The organism is Rhizobium sp. BT04 (genome assembly GCF_030053135.1).
Classification (GTDB): domain Bacteria; phylum Pseudomonadota; class Alphaproteobacteria; order Rhizobiales; family Rhizobiaceae; genus Rhizobium; species Rhizobium binxianense.
Genome location: NZ_CP125652.1, coordinates 3,731,582 through 3,745,613, shown reverse-complemented (window position 1 = coordinate 3,745,613; position 14,032 = coordinate 3,731,582). Strand labels below are relative to the sequence as shown.

The window sequence follows — 14,032 nt, the reverse complement described above, 5'->3', positions numbered from 1 at the left end:
ATACTCGCTCCGCTCAAAATGACCTTGCGCGCCGGCATGTCCCGTTCGAAGCGGGCAAGGGCTTGACCTTGCGCCGGCACGGATTCGGACGATGCCCTCATGCCGGAAACTAGGAAGTCAAACTTGCGCGAGGATGAATGGGGCCGCCATCCGCGATCGCGCCCAGCTCTATTCAAGCAGGATCAGAATCTTGCTCGAAGCCGTGTTGAGGATCGAGATCGCTTCGACGGCCATCTGCTTCTGGGTTTCGATCGCCTTCTGCCGGATCGAAGCCTCGTCCATGTCGGTGTCGACGAGCGCGCCGACGCTCTTGTCGATCGAATCGGAGAGATCGGCGGTATAATCTATCTGATCGTCGATACGCGTCTTCATCACGCCGATGGAAGCGGCCGTCGTCGTCAGCGAGGAGAGCAGCGAGTCGGTCACATCGAGCATGTCGGTGAGTTGCGCATCGGTCGTGTTCTTGTCGATCGCAACCTCCGTACCCGTCGCCGGCGTGGTCGAGTTGGCGTTCAGCAGGTAATAATTGCGCGGCGTCGTCCCGCTGTTATTGATCGCGTTGGCATCGACCGCCTTGGTGAACAGACCGCCGCTCGCATCGTTCTTGTCGATGAGAATGGTCTGCGACGATGGGAAATCGATGCTCTGGGCCTGATACTCGCCGGTTGGGGCGCGCACGAAGCCCGAGATGACCGACCAGGTCGGCGGCGCGGCGGAATCGCCGTTCAACAGCCAGTTCTCACCTGCAAACGACGTCGATTCGACAACGGTCTGCAGCTGTTGCTTGTATTCGCTGATCTCAGCGTTGATCTTGTCCTTGTCGGTACCAGGCTCTTTTGCCGAAACTAGCTTGGCGCGGATCTGGCCGATGAGATCGATCGCCGAGGTCATCGACGTGTAGGTTGCATCGACCTTGGCAGCGCCGAGACCGAGCGCATCTCCGATCGTTCCGAGATTGGTGCTGTCCGAGCGCATGACGGTCGCAACCGACCAGTAGGACGCATCGTCGGCGGCCGTCTCGATACGAAATCCCGAGGAAACTTGCTGCTGGGTCTGACTGGCTTCTTTGTTGATGCTGCGCAGCACCGCAAGCGCATTCACCGCGGCCGCGCTGGTAATCTTAACGGTCATCGACAGGTCTCGGAATAAGGTGAAAGGGCAGGCCGGATTGCCGGCGGCGACTGAAGTGGCGTCATGCCTACGGCAGGGTTTCCGCCGGTGTGTCGCAAAAGCAAATCAACTCGAGGCAAAGGTAACTCGATATCAACCTATTCGGCAAGAGCGCAGCGGCGAGCGCGGACCGCCGACTGCAGTTCAAATTAACTCATTGATATAAAATAGAGAACCGCGCCGTTTCGGGCGCGGTTCGGGAGGTCTTCCGCTTGCGGCCGGACGGTGGCGCAAGATTCGGTCCAGCTTCAGCGCCTGGCTTAGCTGCGGAACAGCGTGAGGATGTTCTGAGCGCTGGAGTTGGCGATCGACAGCGACTGTATGGCCAGTTGCTGCTGGGTTTGCAACGCCGTCAGCTTACTCGATTCCTCTTCCATGTCGGCATCGACGAGGCGGCCGACACCCGAGTCGATCGAATCACTGAGCGCTCCGACGAAGTTTTCCTGCAGGTCGATGCGGGTGGAAATCGAGCCGAGTTGCGATGCAGCCTTGGTCATCGCATTCAGGCCGGCCTCGATCGACGTCAGGGCCATGGAGATATCAGCCTGCCCGAAGCTGCTGATGTCCATCGCGAAGATCGAACCGATCGTCCCGCTTGATGTGCCGATAATGCCCGAACTCGTCTCGATGGCGCCGGCCGCGTCCATGCCGAAGAGAACGTTGCCGGCGGAGCTCGTGTCCAGAAGGTAGTCCGTCGTCTTAACCGAGACGTTGCCGTTGCCGTCGCGGACGAAGGTGGAAACGACGCTCTTGGTGCCGTCAGCGCCGGCAACCCAGTTTTCACCGGAGAAGGAAGCCGACTGGGCGATGCTGAGCAGCTGCTGCTGCAGCTGGCCGATTTCCTCCTGGACCTTGGTCTTGTCGACACCGTTTTCGGTCGCGGCGACGATCTTCGCCTTGATTTCGCTGATGACGTCGATGGCGCTGGACATGGCGGAGTAAGCGGTGTCGACCTTGGCAGCCCCGAGGCCGAGAGCGTCGGAAACGGCGGAAAGCGCCTTGTTGTCCGAACGCATGGTCGTTGCGATCGACCAATAGGCGGCGTTGTCGGACGCCTTTTCAACACGGTAGCCCGACGATACGCGGTTCTGCGTATCCTCGAGGCCGTCATTGATTCCGCGGAGTGTCTGAAGGGCGGCCATCGCCGCGACGTTCGTCAAAATGCTGGTCATGAAATGATTGCCCCTTATTGGCAGGTGGAAAAAAGGGACATTCCGGAAAGCTACCGGGAACGGGGACCAGCCTCATGCCTGTTAACCGGTTCTTAAATTTGGTTAACCCGCCGTCTCGTTGAGCTGAGAAAACAGCATTATGGTTAATCGATCGTTAACAGACATAAAAAAAGCCGCGCTCCATCGAAGCGCGGCTCGATTTTTGGATGCCCGCCGGAGACCGGCGGGCGATGTTTCCGTGGATTTATTAGCCGCGGAACAGCGTGAGGATGGTCTGCGAAGAGGAGTTCGCGATCGACAGCGACTGGACAGCCAGCTGCTGCTGGGTCTGCAGGGCGCTGAGCTTGGAGGATTCCTCTTCCATGTCGGCGTCGACGAGACGGCCGACACCGGAGTCGATCGAGTCGCTGAGTGCGGACACGAAGTTCTCCTGCAACTCGATGCGCTTGGAGACCGAGCCGAGAGCGGCGCCGGCGCTGGTCATGGACTTCAGAGCCGATTCAACGTTGGTCAGAGCCGTCTGGATGTCGCCGAGGGTGAAGTTGGTGATGTCCATTGCAAAGACAGAACCGGTCGCACCATTCGAAGTACCGAGGATACCCGTGGAGGTTTCAACTGCGCCGCCGCTCATGCCGAACAGAACGTTGCCCGCGGAGCCGTCGTCGAGAACGTAGTCGGTCATCACGACCGAAACGGCGTTGGAGCCGTCACGGACGAAGGAGGCAACGACGTTCTTGGTGCCGGCAGCGCCAGCAACCCAGTTTTCGCCGGAGAAGGAAGCCGACTGAGCGACGCTCAGGAGTTGCTGCTGCAGCTGGCTGATTTCTTCCTGGACCTTGGACTTGTCGACGCCGTTTTCAGTCGCGGCAACCAGCTTGGCCTTGATGTCACCGACGACGTCGATGGCGCTATCCATGGCGGAGTAAGCGGTGTCGACCTTGGCGGCGCCGAGACCGAGAGCGTCGGAAACGGCCGAGAGTGCCTTGTTGTCCGAACGCATGGTCGTTGCGATCGACCAGTAAGCAGCGTTGTCAGAAGCCTTGCCGACGCGATAGCCGGATGAAACGTGGGCCTGCGTTGTCTGGAGACCCTGGTTGATGCCACGCAGAGTCTGGAGGGCTGCCATTGCAGCGTTATTGGTGTTGATGCTCGTCATAGTTTTCTTGCCCCTTATCGGCAGATTTTAAGAAGGGACATTCCGGATTTCGTCCGGCCCACAGCGGTCAGCATCATGCCTGTTAACCATCTCTGTTAGGGTTAACTCGCCGTTTCGATGGGCCTAGAAAACAGCAAGATGGTTAAGGAAGGCTAAACTCGAATTGGAAATACCGTAAAAATATCTGACACTTAGAAGGATTTTCATTAACCTTATCTTAAAACATTTCGCGGCCGGGGATGACCCGGCCGCGAAACTTGAAAACCTGATGTCGCCCGCTCTTAGCGGAAGAGCGACAGGATGTTCTGCGAAGAGGAGTTCGCGATCGATAGCGACTGGATCGCCAGCTGTTGCTGGGTCTGCAGGGCACTGAGCCTGGACGATTCCTCTTCCATGTCGGCGTCGACGAGACGTCCCACACCGGAGTCGATCGAGTCGCTGAGTGCGTTGACGAAGTCGTCCTGGCTGTCGATACGCTTTGAGAGCGAGCCGAGAGCGGCGCCGGCGCTGGTCATGGACTTCAGAGCCGATTCAACGTTGGTCAGAGCTGTCGAGAGATCGCCCGAGGTGAAGTTGGTGATGTCCATCCCGAAGATCGAGCCGGTCGCGCCATTCGAAGTGCCGAGGATACCCGTCGAGGTTTCGACCGAACCGCCGCTCATGCCGAACAGAACGTTGCCCGCGGAACTGTCGTCGAGAACATAGTCGGTCGTGGTAACCGAAACGGCGTTGGAGCCGTCGCGAACGAAGGACGAAACGACGCTCTTGGTGCCGGCGGCGCCAGCAACCCAGTTTTCGCCGTTGAACGAAGCCGACTGAGCGATGCTCTTCAGCTGTTCCTGCAGCTGACCGATTTCTTCCTGAACCTTAGCCTTGTCGACGCCGCTTTCAGTCGCGGCAACCAGCTTGGCCTTGATGTCGCCGACGACGTCGATGGCGCTGTCCATGGCGGTGTATGCGGTGTCGACCTTGGCAGCGCCTACGCCGAGCGCGTCGGAGACAGCCGAGAGAGCCTTGTTGTCCGAACGCATAGTCGTCGCGATCGACCAGTAAGCAGCGTTGTCGGAAGCCTTTTCAACGCGGTAACCCGAAGAAACGTGGTTCTGCGTGCTGTTGAGGTTCTGGTTGACGCTACGCAGCGTCTGGAGAGCGGCCTGTGCGGAAGAATTCGTGTTAATGCTTGTCATAAATCTGTCCCCTGGAAACTAGATACAAAAAGGAGGACATACCGGACTATAGTACCGGCGATGACGGACCAGCTTCATGCTACTCGGCGCCTTTTTTGTATGGCCCAAACCCGTCATGTCCAGGGCAATCTCGCAGCCAATGCTTGCCAACTTCTTAAAAATGGAGGCCCCGTGCCCGCTCCTTACATCCCATAGTTAATGCCGGCTGAATCTATTTCTTTGCATTCGAATTTACTCAGAAAAACAGGGCCTTTCCGGGGGAAGCAGGCACTCTCCCGGAGAGCCGCATTTGTCGAGGCGCACCGGTTTCAAGCAAGCTTCGCATGGCAATGTGGCAGGCGCCTGGATAGCACCGTCGGATCAATCCCCTGTTCTCGGGAAGGATGGACTGTGCATGCGCCGGCAATCGACAGCCATGCCAGAACATTTCCTTCACGGAGTTGGGTTTTTGAACAGCAAAGTTTCGTTCTCTGCGGCATCCAGGGATTACCAGATGGGCCGCTACACACAGTCCTTGGCGACGCTCAACCAGCTGATGGATATCCAGCAGGACGCCAAGACCTATGCGCTGCTGGCCAAGAATCTCGTGCAGCTCGGCTTCAAGGCCGATGCCGCGAAAGCCTACGTCCTGGCCGGCAACTGCGAAGGGCCTAACGCCTACGAATATCACAAACAGGCTGCCAAGCTGCATTACGAGATCGGCAACGAGGACGAAGCTCTGCTGATCGCCATGCGCAACCTCACCAAGGCGCAGGATGATGCCGAACTCGCCTTCATCATCACCGCCATCTATCTGAAGCGCCAGCAGCGGGATATCATCCGCCCATTCAAGACGGTGCTGTCGGAAAGCATGAACCCCGATCACATGCGCCTGGCGGCCCTGCTGCTCAGCGACGATCTCAACGACGCAACCAACCAGAAGCTTGCGCGCAACCTCTTCAAGCGTTTTCCGGGCAATCACGCCTTCCGCTTTCTCTACCTGGTTTTCGCCCGCGAATTCAACGAGTTCGAAGAGGCCGCCAAGCATCAGCTGCCGATCGACGCTGCACTCGCAAAGGGCGACCTTGAGATCCTGCGCAAGGATAACCCGTTTTATCATCTGCACTGGTGCGGCAACGAAGACCACAACCGGTATGCGACAATCGGCACCACCCCCCTCAATCCGGAACGGGTGGCCTTCCGCCGCAACCAGCCGCACAGCTGGTCGGACAAGATCCGGATCGGCTACATGTCATCGGACTTCTGGGATCGCCATGCGACGATGAAGCTGCTGCAACGCATCCTGGAACTGCACGACAAGGACCGGTTCGAGGTGACGCTCTTCTGCCATACCGGCCCGGAATACCTGAAGCACAACGTTACCGACCGCAGCCGCTGGGGCCGGATCGTCGACGTTCACGGCTTCTCCGACCACGCGGTGCTGCAGGTGGTGCGCGAGCATAATATCGACATCATGGTCGACCTGAAGGGCCATACTTCGGGCAGCCGCGCGTCGGCCTTCAATTTGCCGCTGGCGCCGGTGCATGTCGGCTGGCTCGGTTTCCCCGGCAGCACGGTCAATATCGACCTCGACTATGTCATCGGGGACCATTCGGTATTGCCCGAGGTGGCCAAGCCCTTCTACCATGAGAAATTCTGCCGGCTGCCGGAAAGCTACCAGCCGAACGACCCGATGCATCGGCCGAAGCCGCGCGCCGTTACCCGCGAGCAGCTCGGCCTGCCGGAAGACGCCTTCATCTTCGCGTCCTTCAACGGCAACCGCAAGATTACGCCTGAGGTAATCCATAGCTGGTGCCGTATTCTCAAGCGCGCGCCGAACAGCGTGCTCTGGCTGATGGCGAACACGCCGCGCAACCAGGCAAATCTCTTGAAGCAATTCCAGGCGGCGGGCATTTCGCCGAAGCGGATCATCTTCTGCCCGCGCGCACCCTATGAACAGCACATCGACCGCCAGCAGGCGGCCGATATCGGCATCGATACCTTCCCGGTCAACGGCCATACGACCACGTCGGAGCAGCTCTGGGGCGGCCTGCCGGTGCTGACCGTCAAAGGCACCAACTTCGCCTCACGCGTCAGCGAGAGCTTGCTCAGAGCCATTGACCTGCCCGAGCTCGTCGCAAACGACCTGCAGGCCTATGAGGATCTCGCCGTCGAACTGGCCGAGAATCCCGGGCGGATCGCCGAATACAAGGCACACCTCAAGGAGAAGCGCTATATCGCGCCGCTCTTCGATGCCGAACGCTTCTGCCACCATCTGGAGCAGGCCTATGAAATCATGGCCGAGCGCGCCAAGCAGGGTCTCGTACCCGACCATATGGACATTGCGGCGCTGCCGCCGCGCACGGCGCCGTTCGCGGCCGAGTGAGGCTTGCACAACCGCCACGAAAAACCCGCCGGAGCAGATCCGGCGGGTTTTCTATTGGAAAAGGCGGGAGGCCGCAGCCGGTCAGTGGAAGGAGCGCACCAAGCTGCCGACGAGCAGGTTCCAGCCGTCGATCAGCACGAAGAAGAGAATTTTGAACGGCAGGGAGATCGACGTCGGCGGCAGCATCATCATGCCCATCGCCATGGTGATGGTGGCGACGATCAAGTCGATGACGAGGAACGGCAGCACGACGAGGAAGCCGATCTCGAAGCCGCGGCGAATCTCGGAAATCATGAAGGCCGGGATCAGCACGCGGTAGTCGATCGGATCGGTCGTCTGGATATTCTGTCCGCGTTCGCGCGCCAGATCGACAAAAAGCGCCAAATCCTTGTCGCGGGTATTGGCCGCCATGAAGGTGCGGAAGGGTTCGGCGATACGCTGGACCGCCTCGGTCTCGTTGATCTGGTTGGCAAGCAGCGGCTGCACGCCGTTCTGCCAGGCCTGATCGAAGGTCGGCGACATGACGTAGAAGGTCATGAACAGCGACAGCGAAAGCAGGATCATGTTGGAGGGTGTCGAGGAGAGGCCCATGCCTGAACGCAGGATCGAGAAGGCGATGATGAAGCGCGGGAAGCTCGTCACCATGATCAGGATGCCCGGCGCGACCGAAAGAATGGTCAGCAGGCCGAATGTGCGGATGATCCAGGCGGCGACGGAGCCATCGACCGGCACGTTCAACAAGTCAGTCGGCAGTTGCTGTGCCACCGCCAGTTCCGGCACCGCCATCATGGCGGCAAGGAAAACTATGAGACGAATCATTCGATGACAAATGTCCTGAACATGACCTTCGATACCCGCCCTTGCGAGCGAAGGTCAACACGTTCCTGTATGTCATCCTTGAGATATTGAAAGCCCCGCGGCCCCTCGATCTGCTGCAGGGAAACGGTCCTGATATAGGCGAGGATATCCTGATGAATATCCTCGGAAACCTTGACATCCGGCGGCCCGTTGAACAGCAGCGCGACCTCGAGTCGCACCCAGTTTTCCGAGGGGTAGGCGAGGTTCGAGGTGATCGGCTCGAGCTGGACGATGTTATTGGCCTCGGTCGAAATGCGGGCCAGGCCTTCCTCGGCCTTTTTCTTGGCCTCGGCGTCCTTGGCCTGCTCGGCCTCCTTGGCTCCCTTGATGTTGGGCGCGACGATCGTGCCGACCGCCCAGCCGCCGCCGGCGCCGAGGAGCGTCAGAACGGCGATGCCGATAATCGTCATCAACGACCCGGATTTCTTCGGTTGACCTGCGCTTGCATCTGGCTCTGCCATCGTCGTTCAGCCTCAAAGCGGCGAGAAAAGATCGACGGCCTGCTGGCCGCGCGGGGGCTGCTGCACTTCCATCAGGCGACCGCGGCCACCGTAGGAGATGCGGGCTTCGGCGATCTTGTCGTAGGAGATCTGGTTGTCGGAATTGACATCCTGCGGACGAACGATACCGGCGACGTTCAGAATGCGCAGTTCCTGGTTCAGACGGACTTCCTGCGAGCCCGAGATGACGAGGTTGCCGTTTTCGAGAATGCCGGTGACGACGGCGGCGACCATAAGATTGATCTTGTCGGTGCGCTCGATCTTGCCCTTGCCGTCGGTGCTGGTGTCGGAGCCATAGGTCAGGTCGGTTTTGGACTCCGGCGTCCAGCCGAAGATCTGGGCGTTGACGTCCCAGGCCATGCCGCTCGAATTCTTGCGGCTGCGGTTGGTCTCGTTGTCGAAGGAGGCCTTGTCGTTGATCTGGATGTCGACGGTCAGGATGTCGCCGACGTTGAGCGCGCGCGCATCCTTGAAGAGGGCGGCCTGCGAATCGCTCCACAGCGAATAACCCTGCGCCACGGCGCGCGGCTGCTTCGGATAGAGCGCCATCTGCGGTGTCTGGCCGTAGGCAAGCCCGCTGCCGATCGGGCTCATGGCGGGCGCACGGCCGATCTCGCTGACCGCCGTCGGAGACTGGCAACCTGCAAGGAGTGCGAGCGCGGCGATCGCGGCCTGAAAACGCATATTCATGAAGGATCCTTCGACGTATTGGGATCGGACGCACTGGCGATGACGCTGGCGATGGCCGCGGCCTTCTTGGCGTCCATCTCGTTCAGGATGAGGCTCGACTGACGCGGTCCGAGCCGCATGATCACGGCGGACGCCACCTCGATATTCATCTCCTGCAGCTGCAGTGCGGCCACATCCGGCTTCATCTTCTTGTAGATGTCGGTGAGGCCAGCTTCCGCCTGTTTCAGGAAATCGTCGCGCCGCTTCAGCCAGTCCTGGTATTCGGCCTTGCGCCTGTCCATCTCGGCCACGCGGGCGTCGATGTCGGCGCGAAGCTTTTCCAGTTCCTGCTTCTGCAGCAGGTAACGCTGGTCGCGGGCGGGGTCGGCGATGTTGGTGCAGAACTGCTTGATCTCGTCCTGGGAGGTGATGTCGCCCGCCGGCGCATGCTCCTGCGCGAAGGCGCCCGGGATCGACAAAAGGACGAGGCCTGCCGCCGGCAGCGCCAGCCGGCGCAGCAGCTGCAGGACCGTCATGTCGGGATTCAGGATCGTCTTCATTGCAGCACAAGCTCCGCCTGCAGGGCGCCCGCCGACTTGATGCCCTGGAGAATGGCGATGATGCCATCCGGTTTCACACCGATATTGTTGAGGCCGGCGACGAGGGTTCTGAGGTCGGGACCGTCGATGATGGCGACGCGCCCGCCGGTCTGCTCAGCCGCGATGTCGGTCTGCGGCTGGACCGCGGTCCGGCCGCGCGAGAAGGGTTCGGGCTGGATGATCTGCGGCGTCTCGGTGACCTGAACCGTCAGGGTGCCGTAGCTGACGGCAACCGGCGAGACGCGGACATCCGAGCCGATGACGATCGTTCCGGTGCGCTCGTTGATCACGACCTTGGCCGGCGTATCGGTTTCGACGATGAGATTTTCGATGTCGGCCATCAGTCGGGTGAGATCGGCGGTGCGCGGCTTCTGGATCACCACCTCCTGCGAGTCCTTGGCTTCGGCGACCGGACCGCCGAAGCGCGCCGAGGCATAACCGTTGACGATGTCGGCGATACGGATCGCCGTCGAGAAATCGGGGTTGCGCAGCTGCAGGACGAGATTGACCGAATCCTTGAAGCGGGACGGCAGTTCGCGTTCGATGATGGCGCCGCCCGGCACACGGCCGGCCGTGGTGACGCCTTCGGTCACGGTGGCCGCCTGGCCCTGGGCCTGAAAACCGGAAACGATGGCGGCACCTTGCGCGACGGCATAGATCTGGCCGTCGGCACCGGAAAGCGAGGTCATCACGAGCGTGCCGCCGCGCAGCGACGTTGCGTCGCCGAGCGAGCTCACCGTGACGTCGATACGGCTGCCGGGACTTGCGAAGGGCGGCAGGTTGGCGGTGACCATCACCGCCGCCGTGTTCTTGGCGTTGGACTGGCTGCCCTGCGTCGAGATGCCGAGATTTTGCAGCATCGCCCGCATCGACTGCTCGGTGAAGGGGGAGGAACGGAAGCCGTCGCCGGTTCCCTGCAGGCCGACGATCAGGCCGTAACCGATCAACTGGTTGTCGCGGCCGGCCTGAAGCGAGGCGATGTCCTTGATGCGGGAGGTCAGCGCAAAGGCGGGCGCGACGTCGGCCAGGCTCATGGCGAGAACCGCGATAAGGGTTAAGAAACGGAAGAACAATTTCATTTTGCCCTCACATGGACCGTGCCGTCCGCAAGCACCGTGCCGCTGACGATGACGCCGGAATCCATATTGCGGGCGCGCACGACCTGCCCCGTCGAGCCGTCTTCGAGCGGCGTGCCGGCGGCCGAGATCGTCATCGCGCCGAGCGAAAAGACCAGGCGGATCGTAGAACCGCGGGTCACCGTATAGGCTTCGCGCAGGCCGGAAACCGAAATCGTCCGGCCCGGCAGCAGCGTGCGCTTGGAGACCATGCCTTCGACCTGGGAAATGGATTTGGCAAAATCGCCGGCGAGGTTGGGGTTGGTGACCTCGACCTCCTGAAGCTGGCTGGCCGACAGTGTGTCGCCGGGGTAGATGATCGTCGTCGGGACGACGGCATAACCCATGCCGGCATCCACCTTCGCGGGCAAGAAAATGCCCGCGACTGCGATCGTGGCTGCCGCCACCCATCCTGAGATGTGTCCTGCCCGGCAAAACATCATGTTTCGGCCCTTCCCTTTACTTCAGGTTCTTGCTGACGATGGAGGCCATTTCGTCAGCGGTGGTGATCACCTTGGAATTCATCTCGTAAGCGCGCTGGGCCGAGATCAGCTCGGTGATTTCCTTCACCGGGTCGACGTTCGACGATTCCAGGTAACCCTGCTTCATGTAGGCGAAGCCTTCCTCATCCGGATTGCCGACGACGGCCTGACCGGATGCCGGCGTTTCCTGGAAGAGGTTGTCGCCGATCGGCTGCAGGCCGGCCTCGTTGACGAAGTCGGCAAGCGTCAGCTGGCCGAGGGTCGTCGGGGCGGTCTGGCCGGGCAGCTTGGCGGACACTTGACCGGAGCGGCTGATCGTCAGTTCGGTCGAGCCCGTCGGAATGGTGATGCCGGGAAGGACCTCGTAGCCGTCGATGGTGACGAGCTGGCCCTGGTCGTTCTTGTTGAAGGCGCCGGCGCGGCTATAAAGCGTCGTACCGTCGGTCGACTGGATCTGGAAGAAACCCTTGCCGATCAGCGCCACGTCGAGGTCGTTGCCGGTCTGGGTCAGTTCGCCCTGGAGATGCAGGTTGCGGACCGCCGAGGTCTGGACGCCGAGGCCGATATTGGCGCCCTCCGGAACCACGGCCTGGTTGGCGCGGTTGGCGACACCCTTGGCGCGTTCGGTCTGGTAGAGAAGATCGGAGAATTCGGCGCGGGCGCGCTTGAAACCGGTCGTATTGATGTTGGCGATGTTGTTCGCGATGACTTCCAGATTGGTCTGCTGGGCATCCATGCCCGTTGCTGCGATGGCGAGCGCTCTCATGTGTTCGTCCTCAAATCAGTTACATCTGCATCTTGGTGACTTCGAGAAAGGCCGAGACGACCTTGTCGCGGATGGCGATCGCGGTCTGTAGCGTCTGCTCGGCCTGGAGCATGGAATCGACGACCTCTCGCGTCGTCGCCGTACCCTTGATACCGGCAAAGGACATGCTTTCCGCACCCTTCAGGCTGTTGACCGCGTCGCTCGCCATGTTGCCCATGACGGAGGCGAAGCTCATGCCGTTGGTCGCACCTGCGGTGCCCGGCATGGTGGCGGCAGACGACGAGGCGGAATTTTCGGTGTCGACGGCGCCGAGCGCACGGGTCATCGAAAGATTGCTGACATTCTGGACGCTGCTGATCATTATTATTGGCTCTTCAGGAGATCGATCGTGGAGGAGATGAGATCGCGGGTCTGCTTGATCGTCTGCAGATTGGCGTCATAGGAACGGTTGGCTTCGCGCATGTCGGCCATCTCGACCAGGATGTTGACGTTCGGCAGCTTGACGACGCCCTTCTGGTCCGCAGCCGGATTGCTGGGGTCGAATTCGGTGCTGAAATCGCCCTCGTCGACGCCGACCTTCTTGACGTCGACCGTCTCGACGCCGGTGGCACGATCCATCTGCTGGCCGAAGGTGATCGTCTTGCGGCGATAGGGGTCGGCTCCGGGCGTGTCGCCGGTCGAGCGGGCGTTGGCGATGTTTTCCGAAACGATGCGCAGGCGCGTCGACTGCGCCTCGAGCCCGGAACCGGCGATTTTCATTGCTGCTGAAAGCGGATCCATGAGTTTTACTTCCTGACGGTCATCAACATCATGCGGTTGAAGGAACTGACCAGCGAGGTGTTCAGATCGTACTGGCGCTTGATATCGCCCGACTTGGAGAGCTCCTCGGCCAAACCGACCGTGTTGCCGGATTCCTGGACGCCGATTTCCTGGTCGAGTGCGGCCTCCTTGACGTCGATATCGCCGCTGTCGCTGAAATCGTTGCCGTTGAGATGGGCCGGATTGGTGCGCGCCATGGTGATGTCGGACTTATCAAGTACGGCGTCGAAGGGCGTGACGTCCTTGGCGTGGAATTTCGGGGTATTGGCATTCGCGATGTTGCCGGCAACAACCTGCTGACGGATCGTCAGCCATTCCGCCTGCCGCGAAGCCAAGTCGAAAAGTTGGATCGGTTGCATGAGAACTCTCCGTTTTTACTGTCCCGAACCTAGTGCGGTAATCTTGCGTGGGACTTACGGGAATTCAGGCTTCAAGATGCTTTTTCGGCGAAGGCTGCCGCCAAAGCATTTCCGTTTTTCTTCGAGTCACGAAAATGCTCTATCTCTTTGTTTTCACGCAATTCCGAACGCAGAACCGCTGCACATTTTTGCTGGAATTGCTCTGTCAAAAGAACAAGGCTCCGGCCGGTTGGCGGCGGAGCCCCTGTTGCCTTCGGCGTTGGCCGGCCGGTTCAATTGTTCTGGTAGGTATCGCCCTTGGAGGTGACGATCACCCATTTCCCGTCGCGCTGCTCGAGTGCCGCAAGGCGGCTCTCGTCGGGCAGGATCGAGCCGATGCGTACCATATACATGCCCGAGGGATCCTCGATCAGCGCCCGGCCGTTGGAGACGTGCAGCAGGCGGAAGGAAGACCTGCCGGGGAAAGGCTGATCTTCCAGCAAGGGCTTGCCATTGCGCTCCTTGCCGAGATCGGAAACCGTCGCCGTCGTCAGCGGATCGATCGGCGAGGCCTTCTTGTCTCCCTCGTTCTTGTTGACCATGGCAAGCGGCGAGACGCTGAAGACGTTGCGGGCCGGCCAATCCGGCAGGTCGCGCGAATTGCCGCTGGCGGCGACGTTGATGCCGAATTTGTCCTCGTTGAAGAACACATACCAGGGAAAGAAGGCGGCGGCGCCGGCCAGCGCCAGGCCGGTGAAGGTCAGAAACCGATCCAGGATGACGGTCTTCCTGCGCTGCTTCAGGGAAGCGATGCGTTCGTCGTCGAATTCAGCCAC

At 60.4% G+C, this 14,032-nt stretch carries 17 protein-coding genes; 1 reads left to right on the top strand and 16 read right to left on the bottom strand.

Translation table 11 applies throughout. The annotated features are described in order from the left end of the window. Window positions 1-168 precede the first annotated feature (168 nt). From QMO82_RS26540 to QMO82_RS26525, 4 genes are all read right to left on the bottom strand, one after another. On the bottom strand, window positions 169-1,131 hold the full coding sequence (locus QMO82_RS26540) for a flagellin (protein WP_183605702.1): 963 nt from the start codon (window positions 1,129-1,131) through the stop codon (window positions 169-171). A 299-nt stretch (window positions 1,132-1,430) separates the two neighbouring features. Continuing rightward, window positions 1,431-2,342, bottom strand: coding sequence for a flagellin (locus QMO82_RS26535; protein WP_183605701.1), 912 nt, complete (start codon window positions 2,340-2,342; stop codon window positions 1,431-1,433). A gap of 247 nt (window positions 2,343-2,589) precedes the next feature. Next, the gene (locus QMO82_RS26530; RefSeq protein WP_183605700.1) at window positions 2,590-3,498 is read right to left on the bottom strand and encodes a flagellin; all 909 of its coding nucleotides are present in this window, start codon (window positions 3,496-3,498) and stop codon (window positions 2,590-2,592) included. Window positions 3,499-3,779: 281 nt separating this feature from the next. After that, window positions 3,780-4,685, bottom strand: coding sequence for a flagellin (locus QMO82_RS26525; RefSeq protein WP_183605699.1), 906 nt, complete (start codon window positions 4,683-4,685; stop codon window positions 3,780-3,782). 448 nt (window positions 4,686-5,133) lie between these two features. On the opposite strand from QMO82_RS26525, the gene QMO82_RS26520 reads away from it, so the two are divergent. Then, window positions 5,134-7,050, top strand: coding sequence for a glycosyl transferase (locus tag QMO82_RS26520; RefSeq protein WP_183605698.1), 1,917 nt, complete (start codon window positions 5,134-5,136; stop codon window positions 7,048-7,050). Between the two features lie 81 nt (window positions 7,051-7,131). Here QMO82_RS26520 and fliP read toward each other — a convergent pair whose 3' ends face one another. From fliP to QMO82_RS26460, 12 genes are all read right to left on the bottom strand, one after another. Continuing rightward, window positions 7,132-7,869, bottom strand: coding sequence for a flagellar type III secretion system pore protein FliP (gene fliP / locus QMO82_RS26515; protein WP_097619906.1), 738 nt, complete (start codon window positions 7,867-7,869; stop codon window positions 7,132-7,134). Next, on the bottom strand, window positions 7,866-8,369 hold the full coding sequence (locus QMO82_RS26510) for a flagellar basal body-associated FliL family protein (protein ID WP_183605697.1): 504 nt from the start codon (window positions 8,367-8,369) through the stop codon (window positions 7,866-7,868). Before QMO82_RS26510 ends, fliP begins: the two co-directional genes overlap by 4 nt. A gap of 12 nt (window positions 8,370-8,381) precedes the next feature. Further along, window positions 8,382-9,098, bottom strand: a complete 717-nt coding sequence (flgH, locus tag QMO82_RS26505) for a flagellar basal body L-ring protein FlgH (protein WP_097619908.1) — start codon at window positions 9,096-9,098, stop codon at window positions 8,382-8,384. Next, entirely contained in the window at window positions 9,095-9,637 is a 543-nt protein-coding gene (locus tag QMO82_RS26500; RefSeq protein WP_097619909.1) for a MotE family protein, read from the bottom strand. Before QMO82_RS26500 ends, flgH begins: the two co-directional genes overlap by 4 nt. Then, window positions 9,634-10,755: a flagellar basal body P-ring protein FlgI gene (locus tag QMO82_RS26495; protein ID WP_183605696.1), complete on the bottom strand. Its 1,122-nt coding sequence runs from the start codon at window positions 10,753-10,755 to the stop codon at window positions 9,634-9,636. The genes QMO82_RS26500 and QMO82_RS26495 overlap by 4 nt, the downstream gene beginning before the upstream one ends. After that, entirely contained in the window at window positions 10,752-11,234 is a 483-nt protein-coding gene (gene flgA / locus QMO82_RS26490) for a flagellar basal body P-ring formation chaperone FlgA (RefSeq protein ID WP_183605695.1), read from the bottom strand. Before flgA ends, QMO82_RS26495 begins: the two co-directional genes overlap by 4 nt. Before the next feature lie 16 nt (window positions 11,235-11,250). After that, window positions 11,251-12,039, bottom strand: a complete 789-nt coding sequence (flgG, locus tag QMO82_RS26485; RefSeq protein WP_183605694.1) for a flagellar basal-body rod protein FlgG — start codon at window positions 12,037-12,039, stop codon at window positions 11,251-11,253. Between the two features lie 19 nt (window positions 12,040-12,058). Further along, the gene (locus QMO82_RS26480) at window positions 12,059-12,400 is read right to left on the bottom strand and encodes a flagellar hook-basal body complex protein FliE (RefSeq protein WP_183605693.1); all 342 of its coding nucleotides are present in this window, start codon (window positions 12,398-12,400) and stop codon (window positions 12,059-12,061) included. Between the two features lie 2 nt (window positions 12,401-12,402). Next, a complete protein-coding gene (flgC, locus tag QMO82_RS26475) occupies window positions 12,403-12,819 on the bottom strand; it encodes a flagellar basal body rod protein FlgC (RefSeq protein WP_183605692.1) in 417 nt (138 codons plus the stop codon). A 5-nt stretch (window positions 12,820-12,824) separates the two neighbouring features. Then, window positions 12,825-13,217: a flagellar basal body rod protein FlgB gene (flgB, locus tag QMO82_RS26470; RefSeq protein WP_183605691.1), complete on the bottom strand. Its 393-nt coding sequence runs from the start codon at window positions 13,215-13,217 to the stop codon at window positions 12,825-12,827. Between the two features lie 71 nt (window positions 13,218-13,288). Further along, window positions 13,289-13,426, bottom strand: coding sequence for a hypothetical protein (locus QMO82_RS26465; protein ID WP_183606685.1), 138 nt, complete (start codon window positions 13,424-13,426; stop codon window positions 13,289-13,291). Window positions 13,427-13,489: 63 nt separating this feature from the next. Then, a complete protein-coding gene (locus QMO82_RS26460) occupies window positions 13,490-14,032 on the bottom strand; it encodes a flagellar protein (protein ID WP_183605690.1) in 543 nt (180 codons plus the stop codon).